The following is a 21,177-nucleotide window of genomic DNA, read 5'->3' on the forward strand; positions in this document are numbered from 1 at the left end:
GCGTGTGAAACGGATCCAGCTCGGCAACACCGTCTTCGAGGGCGAAAACGACGTCTACCTGCTCGACGGCGAGACGACTGCGCTCGTCGACACCGGCGTCGCGCTCCCGGACGTGCGCGGGGAGTTGGTCGACGGTCTCGCCGAGTACGGGCGCTCGTTCGCCGATATCGACGCGGTCGTCCTCACCCACTGGCACCCGGACCACGCGGGGCTGGCGGGCGAGGTTCAGGCAGAGGGGGGCGCCGACGTGTACGTCCACGAGGCCGACGCCGCCCTCGTCGACGGGAGCGAGACGCCGCTGTTCGCCGACCACGACCTCCAGCGCGAGACGTTCGATCGGTGGGGGATGCCGGACGCCGACCGCGAGCGACTTACGGACTTCTTCGACGCGGTCAGCGCGGACCTCTCGGGCGACCCGCCGACGTGACGACGTTCGGCGACGGCGACGCGATCGAGGCGGGCGGCGTCGAACTCGAAGCGCTCCACCTGCCCGGCCACACCGCCGGACTCTCCGGGTTCGCGTTCGACCCGCGAGCGGTGCCGGACCACGACCCGGTCGCCGGCGCGGACGCGACCGAGGAGGCGTTCACCGGTGACGCGCTGCTCCCGAAGTACACCCCCAACGTCGGCGGCGCGGACGTGCGCGTCGAGGAGGCGCTCGCCGCCTACGCCGAGAGCCTCGCGCGGATCGTCGAGCGCGACTTCGACGCCGCCCACCCCGGCCACCGCTGGCGGATCGACGATCCGAGCCGCCGCGCTGCGGCGATCCTCGACCACCACCGCCACCGCACCCGGCGGGTGATCGACGTGCTCGACGAGTCGGGACCGGCGACCGCGTGGGAGGTCTCGGCCGCGCTGTTCGGCTCGCTGGAGAATATCCACGTCCTCCACGGACCCGGCGAGGCGTTCTCGCACCTCGACCACCTCGCGGCCGCGGGCGTCGTCGAGCGCGACGGGACCGCGTACCGCCTCGTCGACGCCGATCCGGACGTAGACTCGCTGTTCCCGACCACGCCGCTCGACGGCCTCGTTGACGGCAGCGAAGACGCGTAGCCGGGTACTGCGGGGCGTTCCGGCCCGATAACCGGGCAGACTTCGGCCGCCGAAAGGTATTCGTGCCGGCCGGCGTATTCGGGGACGTGAAGCGGGACGCCCTCGCCGCGGTCGTCGTCGCCCTCCTCGCCGTCGTCGCGCTCGGCGTCGCGGCCGCGACGCTGGACACCGCCGTCGACACCGGCAGCGGCGGGTTCGGCGGCGGCGACGGAGACGCTCCCAGCGTCGGAGAGTCGGAGGGCGACCCGGGCGTCCTCACCTCGTCGGGGGAGGCGGGCGGGCTGTCCACCTCCGGGGTCTGTCTCCCGTACCTCAGGGAGCCGCCGGCCGTGGCCGCACTCGTTCTCGGGATGGCGCTGCTCGCCGGGGTGACCTACCGGGACACCGCGTCGCCATTCGCGGGCGCCGCCGTCGCCGGCGTGATCGGTCTCCCGATCGGGGTCCTCTTCTGGATTCTGTCGGCGTGCGGATCGGCCGCACAGAGCCTCTCGGTGTCGCTCGGTCTCGGCGGCAACGGGACGGGACTGTTCCCCGAGGGCGCCCCCGGCGGCGGCGGGTTCGGCGGCGGCGAGGGGGCGGCGTCGACGCCGGAGGCCCTGTTCGCGCTGGTCGTCCTCGCCGCGGTCGTCGCGAGCGTCGCCGTCCTCCTCCTCGCCGGCGGCGACGACGAGACCGACGGCGACGAGGGCGGCCAACCCGATCCGACGGACGACGACCCCCCAGAGTTGGACGCGATCGGCCGGGCGGCCGGCGAGGCCGCCGACCGGATCGAGTCGTCGGACGCGGACAACGAGGTGTACCGGGCGTGGCGGGACATGACCGACGTCCTCGACGTCGACCGCCCCGCCTCCTCGACCCCCGCCGAGTTCGCGACCGCGGCGGTCGACGCCGGCGTCGACGAGGAGCCGGTGACCGCGCTCACCGAGGCGTTCGAGCGCGTGCGCTACGGCGGCGAGGACGCGACGGACGACCGCGAGCGCCGCGCCGTCGAGGCGCTGCGCCGGATCGAGGAGCGACACGGGGGCGACTCGTGACGCGCGGACCCGCCGGGATCGGACGCGTCGGAGCCGACGGGGGTGACCGGTAGTGCGTCCCCTGGTCGTCGCGGGGGTGCTGGCGGTCGCCGTCGGTCTCCTCGCCGCGCTCGACCGCGGTGTGGCGGCCGCCATCTCTCCCACGTCGACCGTCGTCACGCTGATCGGCGTCCTCGGCGTGGTCCAGGGGATCCGATACGCGAACGCGCGCCGGGACCGACGGCGACTCCCGACGGATCCCGGAGAGCCGGAGCGCCGCGAGCCGGCCGGGGTTCCTGGGGCGGCCCTCGACGAGCGGATCGCTCGGGTCGCCAGCCCGGGACCGGGCGGCTACCGGGACCGCCGGGACCTCCGCGACCGGGTCCGGGAGGTGGCGGTCGACGCCGTCGCCCGCGACCGCAACTGCTCGCGGGAGGCGGCCGAGGCGACCGTCGGCGACGGGACGTGGACGGACGACCCCGTCGCCGCCGCGTTCTTCGACGCGCAGACCCGGTACCCGATCCGGGTCCGTCTGTCGGCCACGGTCCGGGGGCGGTCGCGCTACTGGTACGGACTGCGGGCGGCGATAGATGAGATCGATCGGATCGAGTCCGGGGGTGCGGCGTGAGCGACTCGCGGGGGAGGTCGCGTCCGATTCGGCCGATTCCGCCGATTCCGCCGGTTCGACCGATACGACCGATTCGACCGATCCGGCCGATTCGACCGATCCGCGTTCTGACGAGGGCGACGACGGCGTCGCGGCCGGAATCGACTCGGCCCGGGGAGACGATCCGGACGCGACCGCGACCGGCGTGGAGAGCGACGCGGCCGAACGAGAGAACGACGCGGCCGAACGAGAGAACGATGCGGCCGAACGGGAGAACGACGCGGCCGCGACGGGGCCGGCCGAGACCCCGACCGACCGGGAGCGCAGACGGGAGGTCGAGACGGATCGGTGGCTGGGGATCGCGGGCGCGGCGCTGGCGCTCGTCGGTCTCGGCGTGATCGTCCGGCAGTCGTCGCTGGTGCTCGCGGGCGCGGTCGGCGTCGGGTACGCCGTGTACGCCCGGGCGGGAGACGCGCCGACGCCGACGCTCGCGGTGACGCGGTCGGTGAGCGACGAAACGCCGGCGCCCGGCGACGAGGTTCGCGTCACCGTTCGCGCAGAGAACGTCGGGGAAGCGACGCTTCCGGACCTCCGGCTCGTCGACGGCGTCCCGCCGGGGCTGGCGGTCGTCGACGGACCGGCCCGCGTCGCGACCGCGTTGCGGCCGGGGACGGCGGTCTCGTTCGAGTACACCGTGCGGGCGGCGCGCGGCGACCACGAGTGGGGACCGCTGACCGCGATCACGCGCGACGCGGCCGGTGCCCGCGAGCGGACGGCGGACCTCGACGCGCCGACGGCCGTCTCCTGTACGCCGGAGCTGTCCGCCGGCGGGGACCTTCCCCTGCGCGGACTGACGACCGTCCACCACGGCCGAGTGCCGACCGACGTGGGCGGGGCCGGCGTCGAGTTCCACGCGACCCGGGAGTACCGCCGCGGCGACCCGGTCAAGCGGATCGACTGGAACCGCCGCGCGCGGACGGGTGAGCTGTCGACCGTCGAGCACCGCGAGGAGCGCTCCGCCACCGTCGTGCTGCTCGTCGACGCGCGCGAGTCGGCCTACGTCGCCGCCGACCCCGACGCCGAGACGGCGGTGGAGTCGAGCGTCGCGGCCGCCGGCCAGGCGTTCTCCGCGCTCCTCGACGGCGGCGACCGGGTGGGGATCGCGGCGCTGTCGCCGCTGGACTGCTGGCTCCCGCCAGGCAGCGGGACCGTCCACGCGGCCCGCGGCCGCGAGACGCTCGCGACCGACCCGGCGCTGGCGCCGACGCCGAGCGGGGAGCGGTTCTACCGGTCGCTGTGGCTCCGCCGGTTCCGGCGGCGGCTCCCGGCCGACGCGCAGGTGCTGTTCTTCACGCCGCTCGCGGACGACACCGCGGCGACGCTCGCCCGTCGGATCGACGCGCACGGCCACCTCGTGACTGTCCTCTCGCCGGATCCCACGGCGACCGGGACGGCCGGCGAGCGGCTGACCGCCTTCGAGCGCCGGCAGCGACTTCGGACGCTCCGGTCGGGTGGGATCCGCGCGCTGGAGTGGCGAGACGACTCCTTCCCGGTCGCGGTCGCGGCCGCGACGAGGCGGTGGTCGCGATGAGCGGCGCGGTCCGCGACGCGGAGAGCGGAAGGGGCAGCGAGGGGGAAAGCGAAGCGGGCGACGACGGGTCGTCGGCCGGAGCTCCGGCCGACGACCTGACCGCCGACTTCCACGAGACGGACGCGCGGCCGCCGACAGTCGCGATAGTCGCGAGCCTCGCGGCCGCGGGCGTCGCGGCAACCGCCGGCGCGGTCGCGAGCCCGATCGGCGGCGCGCTGCTCGGGGTTGCCGCGCTCGGGCTCCTCGGCGGCGCGCTCCGGAGGTCGACGCGGGTCCTGACGTGGGGCGCCGCCGTCGGCGTGGTCGGGGTCGCTGTCGCGGGGTACCGCGGCGCGCCCGCCGAGGCGCTGCTCGTCGCCGCCGTCGGGCTGGCGGTCGCGTGGGACGTCGCCGACCACGGCGTCGGTCTCGGCGAGCAGGTCGGTCGGGGCGCGCGGGTCCGCCGGAACGTCGCGGTCCACGCGGGACGAGCCTGCTCGTCGGCGCGCTCGCGGCCGGTCTCGTCTACGGGGTCACCCTCGCGGTCGGCGGCGGACAGCCGGTGGCCGCGCTCGCGCTGCTGCTCGCGGGCGGTATCGCGCTGACCTCGGCGGTTCGGTGAGGGCGGGCGGCGCGCTGAACGCCACCGGTCGGTGAGGTGCGGTCGTCGCGCGCCCGCGGAGCTAAACCCTTATGAGCGCGCAGCTGGCAGGTACGCTCGTATGAGCGACCTCCCGGACGACTTCGACTGCACGCTCACCAACTGGGAGTACATCTACGGGCTCTGCCGCAACGTCTCCGACGCGGTGAAGCGGGCCGACTTCGAGCCGGACGTGGTCGTCGCCTTGGCCCGCGGGGGCTGGTTCGCGGGGCGCTGCGTCTGCGACTTCCTCGGACTCAACGACCTCACCAGCCTCAAGATGGAACACTACGTGGGGACCGCCGAGAAGAGCGGCGAACCCCAGATCCGCTATCCGATGCCGGAGGGGAGCGTGGAGGGGAAGAACGTCCTGATCATCGACGACATCGCCGACACCGGCGGGTCGATCCGCCGCGCCGAGGAGTACGTCGAGGACCGCGACGCGGGCGAGGTCCGCACCGCGACGCTCCAGCTTCTCGGCACCTCCGAGTTCCAGCCGGACTTCGTCGGCGAGCGACTGGAGCAGTGGACCTGGGTCGTCTACCCGTGGAACTTCCTCGAAGACATGGTCGACCTCACGGAGGGCGCGATGGAGCGCGCCGACGAGTCGGCGTTCTCGCGGGAGGACCTGCGCCACTACTTAGAGGAGTTCCACGGCATCGGCCGGATCGAGATGGAGGTCGCCCAGCCCGACCGCCTCGATGAGGTGATCGAGGAGATGGTGCGGCGGGACGTGGCCGAGCCGGTCGGCGACGAGAGCTGGGCGCTCGCCGAGTAGCCGGCCGAACGATGGACGCGACAGACGACGAGAGCGAGGGAGGCGCGGACGACGACCTCGACGCAGACGCCGACGACAACGCTGACGATGACCTCGACGACGCCCTCAACGCGGTGCTCGCCGCCTACGACCTGAAAGACGAGCGGCGCACCGGCTGGCAGCTCCGCGGGATCGACGAACCCGAGTCCGTCGCCGCCCACTCGTGGGGGGTCGCGTACCTCGTCGTCTCGCTCGGCGACCGGTTGGCCGTCGACCTCCCGGGGGTCGACCTCGACCGCGCACTCCGGCTCGCGGTCGTCCACGACGTGGCCGAGGCGGAGACGGGCGACGTGGCGACTCGGGCGACCGACGTGACGGACCGCAGCGATTCGACCGCAGAGGGGGTCGACCGCGAGGCGAAGGCCGCCGCCGAGCGGGCGGCGTTGCGCGACCTCGCCGGACCGCTCCCCGAGCGCGTGCGGGACGCGTGGGAGGTGTACGAGGCGCGCGAGTCGCCGGAAGCGGTCCTCGTCAAGGAGTGTGACCTCCTCGACACCTGTTTTCAGGCCGTCTGCTACGAGCGCGGCGACCGGTACGACCCGGAGCGCGGCGACCCCGACGCGTTCCGCGAGTACGACGACCTCGACGAGTTCTTCGCGACGACCGAGCCGCGGCTCCGGACCAACGCCGGGCGCGCGCTGTTCGCGGCGGTCCGCGAGCGGTACCGAAGCGCGCGGGACGAGTAAAATTCGACGATCGTCGAATACACAATCGACGTTTGTAGGCTCTCTACCGCTCGATTTCGTCAATGGATGGTAAAAGGGTTAACGGGGAGTCCGTCTCACGAGGTGAGCTTTCACCACGCATGTCTGACACCGATCTCGTAATCATCGGCGGGGGAATCAGCGGGGCGTCGCTGCTGTACACGGTCGCGAAGTTCACCGACGTCGAGGACGTCACGCTGATCGAGAAGGAGCGGGAGATCGCCGCGATCAACTCCCACCGGACGAACAACTCGCAGACCCTCCACTTCGGGGACATCGAGACGAACTACACCCTCGAGAAGGCCGAGGAGGTCAAGGAGGGCGCGGAGCTGCTCGCCGGCTACCTCGAAGGGGAGGACCCCGACCGCGAGATCGGACAGCAAGCGGAGCAAGATGGTCCTCGGCGTCGGCGACGAGGAGGTCGCCAAGCTGGAGGAGCGCTACCACGAGAACGGGTTCGGTGACCTGTTCCCGAAGCTCCGCGAGATTGGCCGCGAGGAGATCGAAGAGCTGGAGCCGAAGGTCGTCGAGGGGCGCGACCCCGGCACGGAGCTGAAGGCGCTCCAGACGCCGGACGGCTACGTGGTCGACTACGGCGCGGTCGCGAAGTCCTTCGTCGACGCCGCCCGCGAGGAGGAGGGCGTCTCGGTCCACCTCGGAACGGCCGTGACGAACGTCGACGACCGCGGCGACGACTTCCTCGTCGAGACCGACGACGGCGACTTCGACGCCGAGGCGGTCGTCGTCGCGGCCGGATCCCACAGCCTCCAGTTCGCCAAGGAGATGGGGTACGGCGAGGGGATGTCGCTGTTGCCGGTCGCGGGGAGCTTCTTCCTCGCGGACGACCTGCTGAACGGGAAGGTGTACACGCTCCAGATGAAGAAACTCCCGTTCGCGGCGGTTCACGGCGACGCCGACGTCCACGACGACGGGATCACCCGGTTCGGCCCGACCGCGAAGCTCGTGCCCGCGCTCGAACGCGGCCACCTCTCGACGGTGAGCGACTTCGTCGACGTGTTCGGCTTCAACCCCGACTCCGTGCTGAGCTACGTCAACATCCTCTCGGACAAGATCCTCTTCCCGTACGTCGTGCGCAACCTCGTGTACGACCTGCCCGTGGTCGGTAAGCGCGCCTTCCTGCCGGACGTCCAGAAGGTCGTGCCGAGCGTCGACGTCGACGACATCGACCGCGCGAAGGGGTACGGCGGCGTGCGCCCGCAGATCGTCGACACGGAGAACAAGGAGCTGGACATGGGCGAAGCGAAGATCACCGAGGACGGCATCCTGTTCAACATCACGCCCTCGCCGGGCGCGTCGACCGCGCTGAAGAACGCGATGACCGACGTCGAGACCGTCCTCGGCTTCTTCGAGGACGACTACGAGTTCGACGAGACCGCCTTCCGCGACGCGACCATCGAGAACTTCCCGCGGCTCGACGAGACGGAAGCGGAGGACGAAGCGAACGAGGAGGTGGACGCCGACGCGGACGCGGACGACGAGGTCGCGGCCGAGGCGGACGACTGATCGGAACCGGGCACGAGCGACACGGGTAAGTAGCGCCCCGGTCGATTCGCCCCCATGGCATCGAACGGCGACGAGAGAGCGGAATCGGACGGCTCGGCGGCCGACACCGGGGTCGTCGACCGCTGGACCGCGCTCGACCGCGGCTGGCAGGCGCTCGCGCTGGGTCTCGGGATCGTCGCCGTCCACCTCGTCGGACAGGCGCTGTGACGGGGGTAGTCGAGGGGGTTCGGGCGTATCTCCCCGGCCTCGCGCTGCTCGCCGGGGGCGCCCTCGCCGCGACGCTCGTCGCGGACGCGGTCCCCGGGGTTCAGCCGCTCGTCGTCGCCGTCGCGATCGGCGTCATCGTCGGGAACACCGTCGGGATCCCGGAGATCGCGGAGCCGGGCGTCGGCGTCGACAAGCTGTTCTTGGAGACGGGGATCGTACTGCTCGGCGCGGCGGTCGCGGTCGAGGAGTTCCTCGCCGCGGGACCGACAGTCCTCGGGCTCGTGGTGGCGTTCGTCGCCGGCGGACTCCTGTTCGCGGAGGTCGTCGCGCGCGGACTGTTCCGGATCGGTTCGCCCACCTCCTCGCTTCTGGCCGCCGGCGCGAGCGTCTGCGGCGTCTCCGCGGTCGTCGCGATCGGGAGGGTGCTGGACGCGCGCGGGGCCGCGATCACCTTCGCGGCCGCGACGGTCCTGCTCTTCGATGCGGTGACGCTCGTCGCGTTCCCGCTGGCGGGCGAGTGGCTCGGTCTCACCGGTCGGCAGTTCGGCGTCTGGGCGGGCGTGAGCATGTTCTCGACCGGTCCCGTCGCGGCCGCGGGGTTCGCCCACTCGCCCGAGGCGGGCCAGTGGGCAACCGTGACGAAGCTGGCGCGCAACTCGCTTCTGGGCGGCGTCGCGGTCGCGTACTCGCTGGCGTACACGGCGCGCTCGGCCGCCGAACCGGGCGTCCGGCGCCTGTGGGCGGAGTTCCCGAAGTTCCTGCTCGGCTTCCTCCTCGTCGCCGCGGTCGCGAACAGCGGGCTGCTCTCGCCGGCCGCGCTGGCGTCTATCGGGCGCGTCTCGGACGCGCTGTTCGCGCTGGCGTTCGTCGGTCTCGGTCTCTCGATCCGGGTCGACGACATGCGCGCGGTGGGCGCCGCGCCCGTCGGCGCGGTCCTCGTCCACCTGCTCGTCGTGAGCGCGGTCGCGCTCGTGGCGGTGCGCTGGCTGCTGTGAGGCGCGTCGCGCGCCGCGCGCATGTCGTCGACCCGCCCTCGGGCCGTCGACCGCTCGCCGTCGCCCCGGGCGACGACGCGGGTTCACTTCTTATAAGTAGCGAGCGGGCGCACTCCGGGTATGGGAACCATCGGATTCATCGGCGGCAGCGGCATCTACGAGGCGCTCCCCCTGAACGACGTGCGCGAGGTCGAGTTCGACACGCCGTACGGGGAGCCGAGCGACGCGGTGACGATCGGCGAGTTCGGCGACACCGGCCGAGAGGTGGCGTTCCTCCCGCGACACGGCTCGGACCACGGCGTCTCGCCGACCGACCTGCCGTACCGCGCCAACATGTACGCCTTAAAAAAGGCCGGCGTCAGCCACGTGTTCGCGTCGAACGCGGTCGGGAGCCTGAAAGAGGAGCTGGAGCCGGGGACGCTCGTCGTCCCGGACCAGATCTACGACCGGACGAAGCACCGCGACCTCTCCTTCTACGGCGACGGGATCGTCGTCCACCAGCCGTTCGCGGACCCGTACAGCCCCGAACTCGTCGACCACCTCACTGAGGCCGCGGAGTCTTCCACGTCCGCCGACACCGGCGTCGTGAAGGGCGGCACGTACGTCTGCATCGAGGGACCGCAGTACTCGACGCGCGCGGAGTCGGAGTTCTACAAGAGCCAGGGGTGGGACCTGGTCGGTATGACCGCGATCCCGGAGGCGAAGCTGGCCCGCGAGGCCGAGATCGCGTACGCGACGATCGCCGGCGTCACCGACTACGACGTCTGGAAGGAAGACAGCGAGGTGACGCTCGAAGAGGTGCTCGAAAACGCCGAGCAGAACCAGAAAGCGATCAAGGCCGCCGTCGAGGAGGCCGTGCGGACGCTCCCCGAGGATCTGGAGTGTGACGCGCACACCGCGCTCGAAGGCACCGTCAACACGCCGACGGAGGCGATTCCGGAAGAAACCAAAGAACGCGTCGAGCCGCTGCTGGGCGACTACTTATAAATGGACAAAGCGGTGCGGTGGCGTGTGCCGGTGAGCGCCGCACCGCGGCGCGAACCGCACGCGCGAGGGAGTCAGTCGCCGGAGCGAAGCGGAGGCGACTGACGAGGCTGGGGAGGTGAGAGGTGCGGTGCGGTCGCTGTCGGGCGGGGCTCAAAGGGGCAGTCGCGAGGCCGCCGTAGGCGACGTAAGCACCGCAGGGAGCGAGTGAAACGAGCGACTGAGGAGCGCAGCGAGCGTACGGCGGCCTCGCGACTGGGGCTTTGAAAGTGTTCTCCGCCGATCCGCGGTCAACGATTTATAAGCGAACGGCGAGGGTTCTGGAGACAGCGGTCCTCTCAAACACGTATCAGTCCGCGATCGCTTCCGACTCCCCGGTCATCGCGGCCGGGTCCTTCACCCACAGGTCGCCGAACAGGTCGTCCTGCTGGAGCCGGACCGAGCCGCGGTGGGCCATGAAAAGCAGCGCGAGGTACGTCATGAACGGGCGGCCGCCCGCGCCCTCGATCTCCGCGAACAGCACCTCCGTGCGCCCGCGGTCGAAGTGCGTCCGGAGGGCGTTGTCGATCTCCACTATCACCTCTTCGATGTCCTCGTCGTGGGTGCGGTCGGTCGCCTCGCCCGCGGTCGGCTCCCCGTCCTGCCGGAACTCGTCGTCCGCGTGGTAGTCGAGCGTCTGCGTGCCGCGAGCGTGGCCGTGCGGCGACTCGGAGGTGTCGTACTCGCGGGAGTCCTTCCACCACGAGCCGCGCTCGGCCTCGCGCAGCTCGCGGACCAGCTCGTCGAGCGTCTCCGGCGAGCCGCGGGTGTTCTTCCGTTCGAGCCGGCGGTCCATCTCCGCCTCCAGCTCGTCGATCGGGTCGAAGTCGCCGTCGGCCGGGTCGGGCGCGCCGCCCTCCATCGCGACCTCCCACGGCTCCGGTTCCGGCTCCGCCTCTTCGTCGTCGTCCGCCAGCATGCCGTCGCTTTTCATCCGGAGGAGGACACTGGCGTAGAACAGCGCCCGCCCGGTCGTCCGGAGGTCCGTCTCGTCGAGCTTCTCTAAGAAGGCGTCCGTCACCTGAACGATGTCGATGTCCCACGGCTCGATCTCGCCCTCCTCGGCGAGCTGGACGAGGAGTTCGACCGGCTCGACCTCGTCGTCGTCGGTCTCGTCGGGGGGTGAGACGCCCGCCACGTCCGGCCCGGACTCGTCGGTCGAGTCGACGCCGGAATCGCCGATCGGGTCGGAACCGCCGTCGTCTCCCGGAGCGTCGTCGCCGAACGGGTCGGAACCGCCGTCGTCTCCCGGAGCGTCGTCGCCGATCGAGTCGGGACCGCCGTCGTCCCCCGGATCGTCGTCGGCGAACGGGTCGGCGCCGTCGCGCTCGCTCGTCAGGTCGAGGTCGGGAACGCCGCCGTCGGAACCGCCGCCAGAGCCTTCGCCGCCCCCCTCCTCAGTCATCCGCGCTCACCTCCTCGTCGGCGTCGTCGCCGAACTGCATCCCGGTCACCGCCGAGAGGTTGTCGCCCTGCATCGTGACGCCGATGGCGCGGTCAGAGCGCTCTAACAGCGCCGAGCGGTGGCCGACGACGACGAACTGGGCCTCCTCGGCCAGCTCTTCGATCATCTCGCCGACGCGCTCGGCGTTGACCGCGTCGAGGAACGCGTCGATCTCGTCGAGCGCGTAGAACGGCGCGGGGTTGTGCCGCTGGACCGCGAAGATAAAGGAGAGGGCGGTGAGCGACTTCTCGCCGCCGCTCATCGCGTCGAGTCGCTGAACCGGCTTGTCCGCGGGCTGGGCCTTCATCGTCAGCCCCTCCTCGAACGGGTCCTCGGGGTTCTCCAAGACGAGCTCGCCGCTCCCGGCCGAGAGCCGAGCGAAGATGTCCTCGAAGTGGTCGTTGATCGACTCGAACGTCTCCATGAACGTCTCCTTTTTCGCCGCCTCGTACCCCTCGATGCGCTCCTCGATGGCGTCACGCTCCTCGACGAGCACGTCGCGGCGCTCCTGGATCTCCGACAGCGCCTCCTGGACCTCGTCGTACTCGTCGATCGCGAGCATGTTCACCGGTTCGAGCGCCTCCATCTCGGTCTCCAGCTCCTCGATCCGCGACTCCACCTCGTCGAGGTCGGGGATCTCCTCGGCGTCGTAGGCGCCGACCTGCGACTCCAGCTCGTCGATCTCCCACTCCAAGCGGTCCCGCCGGTCGGTGAGGTCCGAGAGGTCCGACTCCGCCTCCGAGACGAGCGACCGCTGCTCGTCGCGCTGTTGGGTCGCCTCGCGGATCTCCTCGCGGAGGTCCTCGCGTTTCTCTTTCAGCTCCGTGAGCTCCTCCTCTAGGTCGGCGATCGCCTCCTTCTTCTCCGCCAACTCCGCCTCCCGCTCCTCGATCGCGGCCTCGTGGTCGGCGATCGCCTCCTCCGCGTCCGCCTTCGTGTTCTGCGCCTCCTCGACGTCGTCGTGGAGGTCGTCGAGCGCGTCCTCGGCGTACCCCTTCTCTAACTCCAGCTCGTTGATCCGGCTGTCGAACGAGTCCATCCGCTCTTCGAGGTCGTCGATCTCGGCGCGGATCTCGTCGGCGCGCTCGGAGAGCTCGGGGATCTTCGAGTCGGCCAGCTCGGCTTCGATCTCGTCGATCTCCGCGGCGAGCTCGTCGATCTCCGCGTCGGTCTCGGCCAGCTCCTCGTCGAGCGCCGTCATCTCCTTGTCGACCGACTCGCGTTCCGCCTCCAGCTCCTCCAGTTCGGTCTCCAGCTCCTCGATCCGACTCTCGGCCTCCGCGAGGTCGTCCTCGGCGCGCTCGACGTCCGACTCCAGCGACCGCACGCGCTCGGCCGCGTCGGCCTTGCGGTCGCGCGCGTCCTCGATGTCGTCGTCGAGCGCGTCGATCTCCGACTGGACCGACTGCCGCTCGTCTTCGAGGTCCGATATCTCCGTCGCGAGCCGTTCGAGCTTCCCGCCGCCGGACTTCGTGAACGAGTAGCGGGAGCCACCGCCGGAGCCGCCGGTCATCGCGCCCGACTTCTCGACGAGGTCGCCGTCAAGCGTCACCATCCGGAAGTCGCCCATCAGCTCGCGGGCGGTCGACATGTCCTCGACGACGAGCGTCGAGCCGAGCACGTACGAGAAGATAGACTCGTACTCCGCGTCGTAGTCGACGAGGTCGCGCGCGAAGTCGACGACGCCCGGCAGCGAGGGCTTCCGCGGCAGGCTCCGGTCGTCCATCTTCGTGATCGGGAGGAACGTTGCCCGCCCCGCGTTCCGCTGTTTGAGGTAGTCGATACACGTCGAGCCGACGCCGTCGTCGTCGACGACGACGTTCGCCAGCCGACCGCCCGCGGCGGTCTCGCAGGCCTCGGCGTACTGGGTCTCGACCGATGCCAGCTCGCCGACTGCGCCGTGAACGCCGTCGATACCGCCGTTCTTCACCTCGGTGACCGCTCTGGGCCACGAGGCGTCGCCGCGCTCGTCGGCGGCCGCCTCCAGCTTGGCGTACTCGTTCTGCTTCTCGCGGAGCGTCGCCTCGATCTCCTCCAGCTGCTCCTCCTGCTCCGCCTTCTCGGCGAACAGGTCGGCGACCGCGTCCTCGATGGTCGCCTGATTCTTCTCGGCTTTGTCCAGCTCGCTTTTCAGCTCGGAGATCCGCGCCTTGTGCTCCGGGAGCGACTCGCGGGCCGCCTCCAGCTCCTCGCGGGCCTCGCTCACCGCGTTCGACCGCCGGCGAGCCTCGTCGAGCAGCCGGTCCTTCTCGCGTTGCGTCTCGTTTTTCTCCTCGCGGAGGGACTCGATCTCCTCCTTCTTCTCCGACAGCTCGGCTTTCAGCTCGTCGAACTCGGTGTCGGCCCCCTCGATCTCGGCCTCGACGTCGGCCAGCTCGGAGCGCTTCGTCGCCAGCTCCGATTTCACCGACGCCTTCTCCACTTTCGTCTCGCGGATCTCGCCGTCCAGCTCCTCGATCTTCTCCTCTTTGCGGTCGATCTGGACGAACGCCTGCCGCCGATCGTTCTCGGCCGACTCGGCGCGCGACTCGGCCGACTCGATCTTGTCCTCCAGCCGCGAGACCTCGCCTTTGATCTCCTCTATCTCCGAGCGGATCTCGATCTGTTCCTCCTCGCCTTTCGTCTCTATTTCGTGGTTGAGGTCCGCGAGGTCCTCCTCCAGGCGGGTGAGCTTCCCCTGTCTGGCGTCCAGCTCCTCGCGGAGCGATTCGAGGTCCGTCTCCGCCTCGCCGATCTCGCTTTCGACGTCCGCGAGCGCGTCGCGCTTGTCTTCGAGCTCCGAGGCCTTCCTGAACCCGCGGTACTCCTCGAGCTCGTCGCGGAGGTCCTGGTACTGGAGCGCGGTCTCGCGCTCGTCGGCGAGCTGATCGAGCCGGTCCTCCTTCTCGCCGATCCGGAGGTCGGCCTCGCCGATCCGGTCTTCGACCGTATCAAGCTCCTCGTAGGCGGCCTCCTTCTTCTCGTCGAACTCGGCGACGCCCGCGATCTCGTCGATGATCCCCCGCCGCTGGTAGGGGGTCATGTTGATGATCTCGGTGACGTCGCCCTGCATCACCACGTTGTACCCCTCCGGCGTGACGCCCGCCGCCGCGAGCAGGTCTTGGACGTCCGAGAGGTTCACGGAGCGCCCGTTGAGGTAGTAGTACGAGTAGTAGTTGTCCTCGGTCTCTTTCACCCGGCGCTTGATCGTGATCTCGGAGACGTCGCCGACGTTCTCCGTGCCGGCCGCGGAGACAACCTGCGATCGGTCGAGGGTGCCGTTCTCGTTCGAGAGCACGACCGTCACCGAGGCTTCGTTCGGCCCGTCCGCAGCCTCGCCGTCATCGTGGCCGGGATTGTAGATGAGGTCGGTGAGCTTCTTCGCGCGGATCCCGCGGGTGCGCGCAAGCCCGAGCGCGAACAACACGCCGTCGATGATGTTCGACTTCCCGGAGCCGTTCGGGCCGGTGACGACCGTGAAATCCTCGTAGAAGGGGATCCTCGTCGTCCGCCCGAAGCTCTTGAACCCGTCCAGAACGACTTCAGTGATGTCGATGGGGGCGGGACGACCGCTTACGCGACGATGATGTCGCTGTCGCTCGACTCGCCGTCGTCGTCGTCGGTCTCGTCGGTTGCGTCGGTCGACGCGTCGGCGTCGGGCGTCGTCGCAGACTGTTCGGGCACGATGACGTCCTCACCGTCGCTCGCGTCGGCCGCGGCCGTCGCGTCGGCCTCGGACGCACCGTCTGAGGAGTCCTCGACGGACTCGAAGACGTCGACGTGGTCGTCAGAGTGAGTCGTCCGCTCGCCGCCGGACACCCGTTCGGCTTCGCTACCGGCTGCCGCGGACTCGTCGCCGACAGACGCCTCCGTGTCGTCCTCGGAACCGGTTTCCGCACCGGTCGCGTCCGCCTCGACCGCGACCGAGCGCTCGTCTTCCAGCTGTCGGACGCGCTCTTTCATCTCGACGAGCTCTTCGGTGAGTCCGTTGACCGCCGCCTGTAGCTCCGCGACCTGCCGTTCGAGGTCCTCGACGCGGTTACTCATTATACACACGTGTGCTCGCGCGACGCGTATAAATCTGCGTCAGACACATGTGTGACCAATTCACACGATTTGGCGGGTTTCCCGAACGTTTCGGAGATGTGAAACGTGTCAGACAACAGGGGAAGATACTTGTACCGACCGACAATACTCCTTCGGTATGAGCAAGATCACCTTCCGGGCGGACGACGACCTCGTCGACCGGCTGGAAGCGTGTGACGCCTCCAAAAGCGAGGTGATGCGGGAGGCGCTCCGGACACACCTCGACGGAGGCGACGAGGCCGCGCCGGACGAGTCCGACGCGTCGACGGGAAGCGTCGACGACGCCCTCGCGGACCGCGTCGACGAGCTGATCGCGGAGCGGCTCGACGCCGTGCTCGACGAGCGGCTCGGTCCGACGGCCGGCGCCGCGACGCCGGCGTATACGCCCGGAAGCTCGGGAGAGATCAACGTAAACGTCACGCTCGACGCGCCGAACGCCCAATCCGACGAGTCCGAAGGCGACGTTCGTGTGACGCGTGAGACGGCGACCGACGGGGATCCGGGCGCGCGTAAGACGGATGCGGACTCGACCGCGCAAACGCGCGAAGGCGCCTGTGGCGGGTGCGGCGATATCGTGCCTTCAGACCACGTGTACTGCCCGAACTGTGGCGAAAAGCAGTCCCACAGAGCCTTCTGCGAGTGCGGCGACGAGCTCCGGACCGACTGGGCGTTCTGCCCGGGATGCGGGCGGAGAACCCCGGCGGCAGACGTTCTGAAAGACGATAACAGGAGGTAGACACCGGTATGCGCCATATTCAGTAGTTTAACATTTTGTCTTACAACCACCGGTAGTTTTATAGTGGTAGGCTCGGTGAGTCCAGTTGCGTAAGACGGTCGTCTTACAGAGGATCCGATTCGGGGTGTTGCCCCGTAGTCGGGCGGTCCCGCGCTGTAAGACACACGCGTCGCGTGTTCGCCGTCTTACCGGGGGAATACCAATGGAGCGTGTGACACTACGAATCCCGAAACAGCAGATTGACGAGGTCGAACAGATGGTGGAGACGGGCGAGTTCCCGAACCGGAGCGAGGCGATCCGGTCGGCCGTCCGCGACATGTTGAACGAACAGGACGGCGAGCGCGACGAGCGCGGCCGCAACCGCAACTGGGCGAAGGTGTAAACTGATCCAAGATCTCGTTCAGGACGCCCTCGACAACGCGGAAGCGGAGAAGCGCGACATGGACTCCGTCGACATGGACGACGACGAGTTCGGGGACCCCCGAATCGTCATCGTCGGCGCCGGCGGCGCCGGCAACAACACGGTCAACCGGCTGTACAACATCGGCGTCGACGGCGCCGACACCGTCGCCATCAACACGGACAAACAGCACCTCAAGATGATCGAGGCCGACACCAAGATCCTCGTGGGCAAGTCGCTCACGCAGGGGCTCGGTGCCGGCGGCGACCCCAAGATGGGCGAGCGCGCCACCGAGATGGCTCAGGGGACGATCAAGGAGGTGCTCGGCGACGCCGACCTCGTCTTCGTCACCGCCGGGATGGGCGGCGGCACCGGCACCGGCGCGGCGCCGGTCGTCTCGAAGATCGCCAAAGAGCAGGGCGCCATCGTCGTCGGGATGGTCTCGACGCCGTTCAACGTCGAGCGCGCCCGCACGGTGAAAGCCGAGGAGGGCCTGGAGACCCTCCGCAACGAGGCCGACTCGATCATCGTCCTCGACAACAACCGGCTGCTCGATTACGTCCCGAACCTGCCGATCGGGAAGGCGTTCTCCGTGATGGACCAGATCATCGCGGAGACGGTCAAGGGGATCTCGGAGACGATCACCCAGCCGAGCCTCATCAACCTCGACTACGCCGACATGTCGACGATCATGGACCAGGGCGGCGTCGCGGTCATGCTCGTCGGCGAGACCCAAGACAAGAACAAGACCCAAGAGGTGGTCAACGACGCGATGAACCACCCGCTGCTCGACGTGGACTACCGCGGCGCCTCGGGCGGACTCGTCCACATCACGGGCGGCCCGGACCTCACGCTGAAGGAGGCCGAGGGGATCGCGAACAACATCACCGAGCGGCTGGAGGCGAGCGCCAACGTGATCTGGGGCGCCCGCATCCAGGAGGAGTACAAGGGGAAGGTGCGCGTCATGGCGATCATGACGGGCGTCCAGAGCGCGCAGGTGCTCGGTCCCTCGACCCAGAAGCAGGCAGACAAGTCCCGCGCCGCGGTCAACGGCGACGAAATCGGCGACTCGCGCTCGCGGGCGGCCGAGGCGAACGAGACCGCGGGCGGCCACGGCGACACGGGCGAGCCGGCGGTCTCCGGCGGCACCGAGCGCAGCGCGTGGGAGTCCGACGGCGGCAGCGACCCGATCGAGAAGAACAACGGGCTCGACGTCATCCGCTGAGTCGTCCCCGTTTTCCCGGAGTAGAGACGGCTGACCGCTTTTTGCGACGGTTTGTGGGAATTTCTGTCCAGTCAGACGGCTTCGATTGACTCCAGCAGCCGGCATTTCCGACAGATGTCCCGACTCGTCTGCGAGCCGCAGCGCTCGCACTCGCCGAGGGCCGAGGCGTCGGCGTCGTCGCCCGTTTCGTCGCCTTCGTCGTCCTCGCCGCTCTCGCCACCCCCACGGTAGGCGTCGGCCGCGAGCGCGGACAGCTCCTCGTAGCCGGCCATGATCGAGTGGCGCGCGCCCGGGTGGTTCTCCTCTAAGGCGTGGATCGTCGACTGGATCTCGCCGCGGTACGCCTCCTCGGCGTGGGGACACTCGGCCATGTGGGTCGGCAGGTCGCGAACGTGGCAGTATAAGGCGATCTCCTTTTCCGGCACGTCGCGGAGGGGTTTGGCGCGCGGGACGAACGCGTCGGTCTCCGCGCGCTCGTCGAAGGGGCCGAGCGAGGCGTCGAAGTGTTTCGCGACCTGTCGCACGTCGCCCTCGAGGAAGTTCATCATCGCCGTCTGCGCCTCGTCGTCGAGGTTGTGGCCGGTGAGCAGCTTGTCGGCGTCGAACTCGGCGGCGTAGTTCTCCAGCAGGTCGCGGCGGAACACGCCGCAGTACGCGCAGGCGGCCATATCCTCCGGGTCGTCCTCGACCACGTCGTCCATGCGCACGTCGAACTCCTCCTCGTAGGAGACCAGCTCGTGGCGCAAGGAGAGGTCGTCGGCCAGCTCGACGCAGGCGTCGACACTGGCGTCGCGGTACCCCTCGATCCCCTCGTGGATCGTCAAGGCGAGCATCTCGACGCGGGGGTCTTTCCCGAACACGTCGTCGAGGATCTGCGTCAGGGCGACGCTGTCTTTCCCGCCGGAGAGACCGATCACCCAGCGGTCGGGGTCGTCGGGGGTCGCGTCCGGGTCGAGGAGACCGTCCTCGCGGATCCGACGCTTCACGCGCTTTTCGACCGACTCCCGGAGGTGGTGGCCACAGAGGTGCGCCCCGGAGTAGGCGGCGTGGTGGATCGCGTCGCTCCCGCACTTGTCGCACTCCATCGGTGTCGGGTTGCGGTCGCGCGGGCATACGGGTTTCGGGCCGAATACGTGATTAACGGCTCCGCCGGGACCACCGCCAAAGCTCCAGTCGATCGGTTGTAAACCGCTACTGGCAGATCGACGGCGAACCACCCCAAAGCCCCAGCCGCGAGGACTCGCGCGGCTCGTTGCGCTCCTCGTCACTCGCTTCGCTCGTTCCTGCGATGTCGCCGGCGGCTTTGCCGCCGGCTTTCCGTGGCGCATAGCGCCACGCTACTTCCGTCGCCGGGCTTCGTCCTCGCGACTGCCCCTTTGAGTCCCGCCCCGCACCGCCCAGCACAGCACCTCACACCTCCCCAGCCTCGTCAGTCGCCTCCGCTTCGCTCCGGCGACTGACTCCAGCGAGGGACCGAAGGTCCCTCTGGCAGCCGGCGCGTAGCGCCGGCGACCTCGCGCGTGCGACTCACGCCCTCCGGGCGCTCGTCGGCACGCGCCACCGCAGTCGGTGTAAACGCACGTCTGACATCGACAACCCCGGGCCGGTTGTCGCCGGTTCCGACACCGGTTTGTCGCCGGGGCGTCCCGGATCGCCGTGAGCGATTCCCCGACCGGAGTCGACCGCGACCCCGACCCGCGGCCCCTGCGCGAGGACCCGCCGGCGGAGAGCCGCCGGACCCGGCTCTGGCGACTCGGGTTCAACCTCCTGCCCGCGTACCGGGGAACCGGGGCGCGCGTCGACCACATCGCGGCCGACTGGCGCTACGTCCGGATCCGGGTCCCGTTCAACTGGCGCACCCGGAACGCAGTCGGAACGATATTCGGCGGCAGCATCTACGGCGCGATCGACCCGGTGTACATGACGATGCTCCGGCGAACGCTGGGTGACGGGTTCACGGTGTGGGACAAGTCGGCCGCGCTGGAGTTCATCGAACCGGGCCGCGACACGCTGTACGCGGAGTTCGACCTGCCGGCCGCAGAGACCGAGGCGATCCGCGACGCGCTCGATTCGGGCGAGTCGACCGACCGCGAGTACCTCGTCTCGCTCGTCGACGAGGCGGGAGCAGTCCACGCGGCCTGCGAGAAGACGCTGTACGTGCGCCGCGACGAGTAACCGAGTCGGACCGCCGGAGGTCTCAGGCCGTCACGCCCGCGACGAGCGCCTCCTCGACCGTCTCGACGAACCGCTCGGGGTGTTCGACGTGCGGGAGCAGCCGCGCGCGGTCGAAGACGACGAGCCGCGCGTCGGCGGCGTCGGACAGCTCGCGCCCCTCGGTGAGGGGACTCACGGTCGCCTCCCGCCCCCAGACGATCGTGGGGGGCACGTCCAGCTCCGCGAGCGCGGCGGCCAGATCGATCTCGCTGTTCAGGCTCCCCGAAATGAACGAGGCGGGCGCGAACCGCGCGTTCTCGACGTGGGTCGTGCGCCACTCGTAGTCGGTCCACTCGGCGCTCGGGTTCGCGGGGTCGTCGTAGCCGTGGTCGGCATTGAAGTAGCGGATCGACGGCTTCGAGGCGACGACGTTGAACAGCGCCTGCCCGACGAGCGGCGCGCGGAGCAGTTCGCGGAGCCACCCCTTCGCCGGACTCGGTCCCGCGGTCGCGGTCGGACAGACGGCGACGAACCCGCGCAGGTCGACGCCGCCCTCCGCGTCGCCGCCGTCGACCGCCGCGGCCGCGTACGCGGCCGACAGCGAGGAGGCGACGACCGCCGGCTCGTCGAACTCCGCGAGGAAGTCGTAGACGAAGTCCTCGTACAGCGCTGCCGAGTACCGGAGCGGCGGCCGGTCCGAGCGGCCGTACCCCGGGAAGTCGGGGGCGACGACGTGGTAGTCGGCCGCCAGGCCGTCGAACACCGCGCGCCACTCACCGGCGGAGCCGGCGGCGTTGATCCCGTGGAGCAACACCAGATCGGGGTCGTCCGGGTCGCCCGCCTCGGTGTACGCGACGTCCATCCCGCGCCAGCGGAAGGTGCCGTCGTCGCCGTCGAGCGGGGACTCCAGCTCGCCCTCGTACCGGAGACCGGTGTTGAGCGCGGCGAGCGCGCCGACGCCGAGGGCGGCGCCGCCGAGGAGGTTCCTGAGCTTCATGGA

Annotated in this window: 17 protein-coding genes and 3 pseudogenes; 15 read left to right on the top strand and 5 right to left on the bottom strand. The window is 70.0% G+C overall.

Features of this window, described 5'->3' with window-relative positions; translation table 11 throughout:
- Window positions 1-4 precede the first annotated feature (4 nt).
- The 11 genes and pseudogenes from ACODNG_RS06135 (at window position 5) to mtnP (ending at window position 10,117) form a co-directional block, all read left to right on the top strand.
- A pseudogene (locus ACODNG_RS06135) lies at window positions 5-1,053 on the top strand (MBL fold metallo-hydrolase).
- A gap of 86 nt (window positions 1,054-1,139) precedes the next feature.
- Complete coding sequence (locus tag ACODNG_RS06140) at window positions 1,140-2,087, top strand: DUF4129 domain-containing protein (protein ID WP_434522855.1); 948 nt, start codon at window positions 1,140-1,142, stop codon at window positions 2,085-2,087.
- A gap of 52 nt (window positions 2,088-2,139) precedes the next feature.
- A complete protein-coding gene (locus ACODNG_RS06145; protein ID WP_434522856.1) occupies window positions 2,140-2,694 on the top strand; it encodes a DUF7269 family protein in 555 nt (184 codons plus the stop codon).
- Window positions 2,657-4,264, top strand: coding sequence for a DUF58 domain-containing protein (locus tag ACODNG_RS06150; protein ID WP_434522857.1), 1,608 nt, complete (start codon window positions 2,657-2,659; stop codon window positions 4,262-4,264). Before ACODNG_RS06145 ends, ACODNG_RS06150 begins: the two co-directional genes overlap by 38 nt.
- A pseudogene (locus ACODNG_RS06155) lies at window positions 4,204-4,865 on the top strand (DUF7519 family protein). The gene ACODNG_RS06150 and the pseudogene ACODNG_RS06155 overlap by 61 nt, the downstream one beginning before the upstream one ends.
- 100 nt (window positions 4,866-4,965) lie before the next feature.
- Window positions 4,966-5,661 carry a phosphoribosyltransferase gene (locus ACODNG_RS06160; protein ID WP_434522858.1) on the top strand — a complete coding sequence of 232 codons (696 nt, stop codon included), beginning with the start codon at window positions 4,966-4,968 and terminating at the stop codon, window positions 5,659-5,661.
- Window positions 5,662-5,672: 11 nt separating this feature from the next.
- Window positions 5,673-6,386 (top strand): HD domain-containing protein, encoded by a 714-nt coding sequence (locus ACODNG_RS06165; RefSeq protein ID WP_434522859.1) that lies wholly within the window; start codon window positions 5,673-5,675, stop codon window positions 6,384-6,386.
- A gap of 119 nt (window positions 6,387-6,505) precedes the next feature.
- Window positions 6,506-7,928, top strand: a pseudogene (locus tag ACODNG_RS06170) (FAD-dependent oxidoreductase).
- Between the two features lie 54 nt (window positions 7,929-7,982).
- Window positions 7,983-8,135, top strand: a complete 153-nt coding sequence (locus ACODNG_RS06175; RefSeq protein ID WP_434522860.1) for a hypothetical protein — start codon at window positions 7,983-7,985, stop codon at window positions 8,133-8,135.
- A complete protein-coding gene (locus ACODNG_RS06180) occupies window positions 8,132-9,130 on the top strand; it encodes a YeiH family protein (RefSeq protein WP_434522861.1) in 999 nt (332 codons plus the stop codon). The genes ACODNG_RS06175 and ACODNG_RS06180 overlap by 4 nt, the downstream gene beginning before the upstream one ends.
- Window positions 9,131-9,250: 120 nt before the next feature.
- The gene (mtnP, locus tag ACODNG_RS06185) at window positions 9,251-10,117 is read left to right on the top strand and encodes an S-methyl-5'-thioadenosine phosphorylase (protein ID WP_434522862.1); all 867 of its coding nucleotides are present in this window, start codon (window positions 9,251-9,253) and stop codon (window positions 10,115-10,117) included.
- 346 nt (window positions 10,118-10,463) lie between these two features.
- On the opposite strand, the gene ACODNG_RS06190 is transcribed toward mtnP, so the two are convergent.
- Genes ACODNG_RS06190 through ACODNG_RS06200 form a run of 3 tightly spaced genes read right to left on the bottom strand, consistent with a single transcriptional unit; the run spans window position 10,464 to window position 15,623 of the window.
- Window positions 10,464-11,558 carry a segregation/condensation protein A gene (locus ACODNG_RS06190; RefSeq protein WP_434522863.1) on the bottom strand — a complete coding sequence of 365 codons (1,095 nt, stop codon included), beginning with the start codon at window positions 11,556-11,558 and terminating at the stop codon, window positions 10,464-10,466.
- On the bottom strand, window positions 11,551-15,132 hold the full coding sequence (smc, locus tag ACODNG_RS06195; protein WP_434523063.1) for a chromosome segregation protein SMC: 3,582 nt from the start codon (window positions 15,130-15,132) through the stop codon (window positions 11,551-11,553). Before smc ends, ACODNG_RS06190 begins: the two co-directional genes overlap by 8 nt.
- 17 nt (window positions 15,133-15,149) lie before the next feature.
- Entirely contained in the window at window positions 15,150-15,623 is a 474-nt protein-coding gene (locus ACODNG_RS06200) for a DUF7518 family protein (protein WP_434522864.1), read from the bottom strand.
- A 157-nt stretch (window positions 15,624-15,780) separates the two neighbouring features.
- Here ACODNG_RS06200 and ACODNG_RS06205 point away from each other — a divergent pair, with 157 nt between their 5' ends.
- From ACODNG_RS06205 to ftsZ, 3 genes are all read left to right on the top strand, one after another.
- Entirely contained in the window at window positions 15,781-16,398 is a 618-nt protein-coding gene (locus ACODNG_RS06205; RefSeq protein WP_434522865.1) for a double zinc ribbon domain-containing protein, read from the top strand.
- A gap of 202 nt (window positions 16,399-16,600) precedes the next feature.
- Window positions 16,601-16,780, top strand: a complete 180-nt coding sequence (locus tag ACODNG_RS06210; protein WP_004595187.1) for a ribbon-helix-helix domain-containing protein — start codon at window positions 16,601-16,603, stop codon at window positions 16,778-16,780.
- A 4-nt stretch (window positions 16,781-16,784) separates the two neighbouring features.
- Window positions 16,785-18,023 (top strand): cell division protein FtsZ, encoded by a 1,239-nt coding sequence (gene ftsZ, locus ACODNG_RS06215; protein ID WP_434523064.1) that lies wholly within the window; start codon window positions 16,785-16,787, stop codon window positions 18,021-18,023.
- A 71-nt stretch (window positions 18,024-18,094) separates the two neighbouring features.
- On the opposite strand, the gene ncsA is transcribed toward ftsZ, so the two are convergent.
- A complete protein-coding gene (ncsA, locus tag ACODNG_RS06220) occupies window positions 18,095-19,108 on the bottom strand; it encodes a tRNA 2-thiolation protein NcsA (protein WP_434522866.1) in 1,014 nt (337 codons plus the stop codon).
- A gap of 571 nt (window positions 19,109-19,679) precedes the next feature.
- Between ncsA and ACODNG_RS06225 the strand changes: the two genes are divergently transcribed.
- Window positions 19,680-20,198, top strand: a complete 519-nt coding sequence (locus ACODNG_RS06225; protein WP_434522867.1) for a DUF4442 domain-containing protein — start codon at window positions 19,680-19,682, stop codon at window positions 20,196-20,198.
- A gap of 22 nt (window positions 20,199-20,220) precedes the next feature.
- Here the strand turns inward: ACODNG_RS06225 and ACODNG_RS06230 are convergent, their stop codons facing one another.
- On the bottom strand, window positions 20,221-21,174 hold the full coding sequence (locus tag ACODNG_RS06230; protein WP_434522868.1) for an alpha/beta fold hydrolase: 954 nt from the start codon (window positions 21,172-21,174) through the stop codon (window positions 20,221-20,223).
- Between the last annotated feature and the right edge of the window lie 3 nt (window positions 21,175-21,177).

Source organism: Halorubrum sp. AS12 (assembly GCF_051122765.1).
GTDB classification, from domain to species: domain Archaea; phylum Halobacteriota; class Halobacteria; order Halobacteriales; family Haloferacaceae; genus Halorubrum; species Halorubrum trapanicum.

Bases quoted from the DNA above. Each gene is read 5' to 3' on its own strand.
- ACODNG_RS06150 (WP_434522857.1), top strand. From the start codon at position 2,657: ATGAGATCGATCGGATCGAGTCCGGGGGTGCGGCGTGAGCGACTCGCG.
- ACODNG_RS06160 (WP_434522858.1), top strand. From the start codon at position 4,966: ATGAGCGACCTCCCGGACGACTTCGACTGCACGCTCACCAACTGGGAG.
- ACODNG_RS06165 (WP_434522859.1), top strand. From the start codon at position 5,673: ATGGACGCGACAGACGACGAGAGCGAGGGAGGCGCGGACGACGACCTC.
- ACODNG_RS06175 (WP_434522860.1), top strand. From the start codon at position 7,983: ATGGCATCGAACGGCGACGAGAGAGCGGAATCGGACGGCTCGGCGGCC.
- mtnP (WP_434522862.1), top strand. From the start codon at position 9,251: ATGGGAACCATCGGATTCATCGGCGGCAGCGGCATCTACGAGGCGCTC.
- ACODNG_RS06190 (WP_434522863.1), bottom strand. From the start codon at position 11,558: ATGACTGAGGAGGGGGGCGGCGAAGGCTCTGGCGGCGGTTCCGACGGC.
- ACODNG_RS06200 (WP_434522864.1), bottom strand. From the start codon at position 15,623: ATGAGTAACCGCGTCGAGGACCTCGAACGGCAGGTCGCGGAGCTACAG.
- ACODNG_RS06205 (WP_434522865.1), top strand. From the start codon at position 15,781: ATGAGCAAGATCACCTTCCGGGCGGACGACGACCTCGTCGACCGGCTG.
- ACODNG_RS06210 (WP_004595187.1), top strand. From the start codon at position 16,601: ATGGAGCGTGTGACACTACGAATCCCGAAACAGCAGATTGACGAGGTC.
- ncsA (WP_434522866.1), bottom strand. From the start codon at position 19,108: ATGGAGTGCGACAAGTGCGGGAGCGACGCGATCCACCACGCCGCCTAC.
- ACODNG_RS06230 (WP_434522868.1), bottom strand. From the start codon at position 21,174: ATGAAGCTCAGGAACCTCCTCGGCGGCGCCGCCCTCGGCGTCGGCGCG.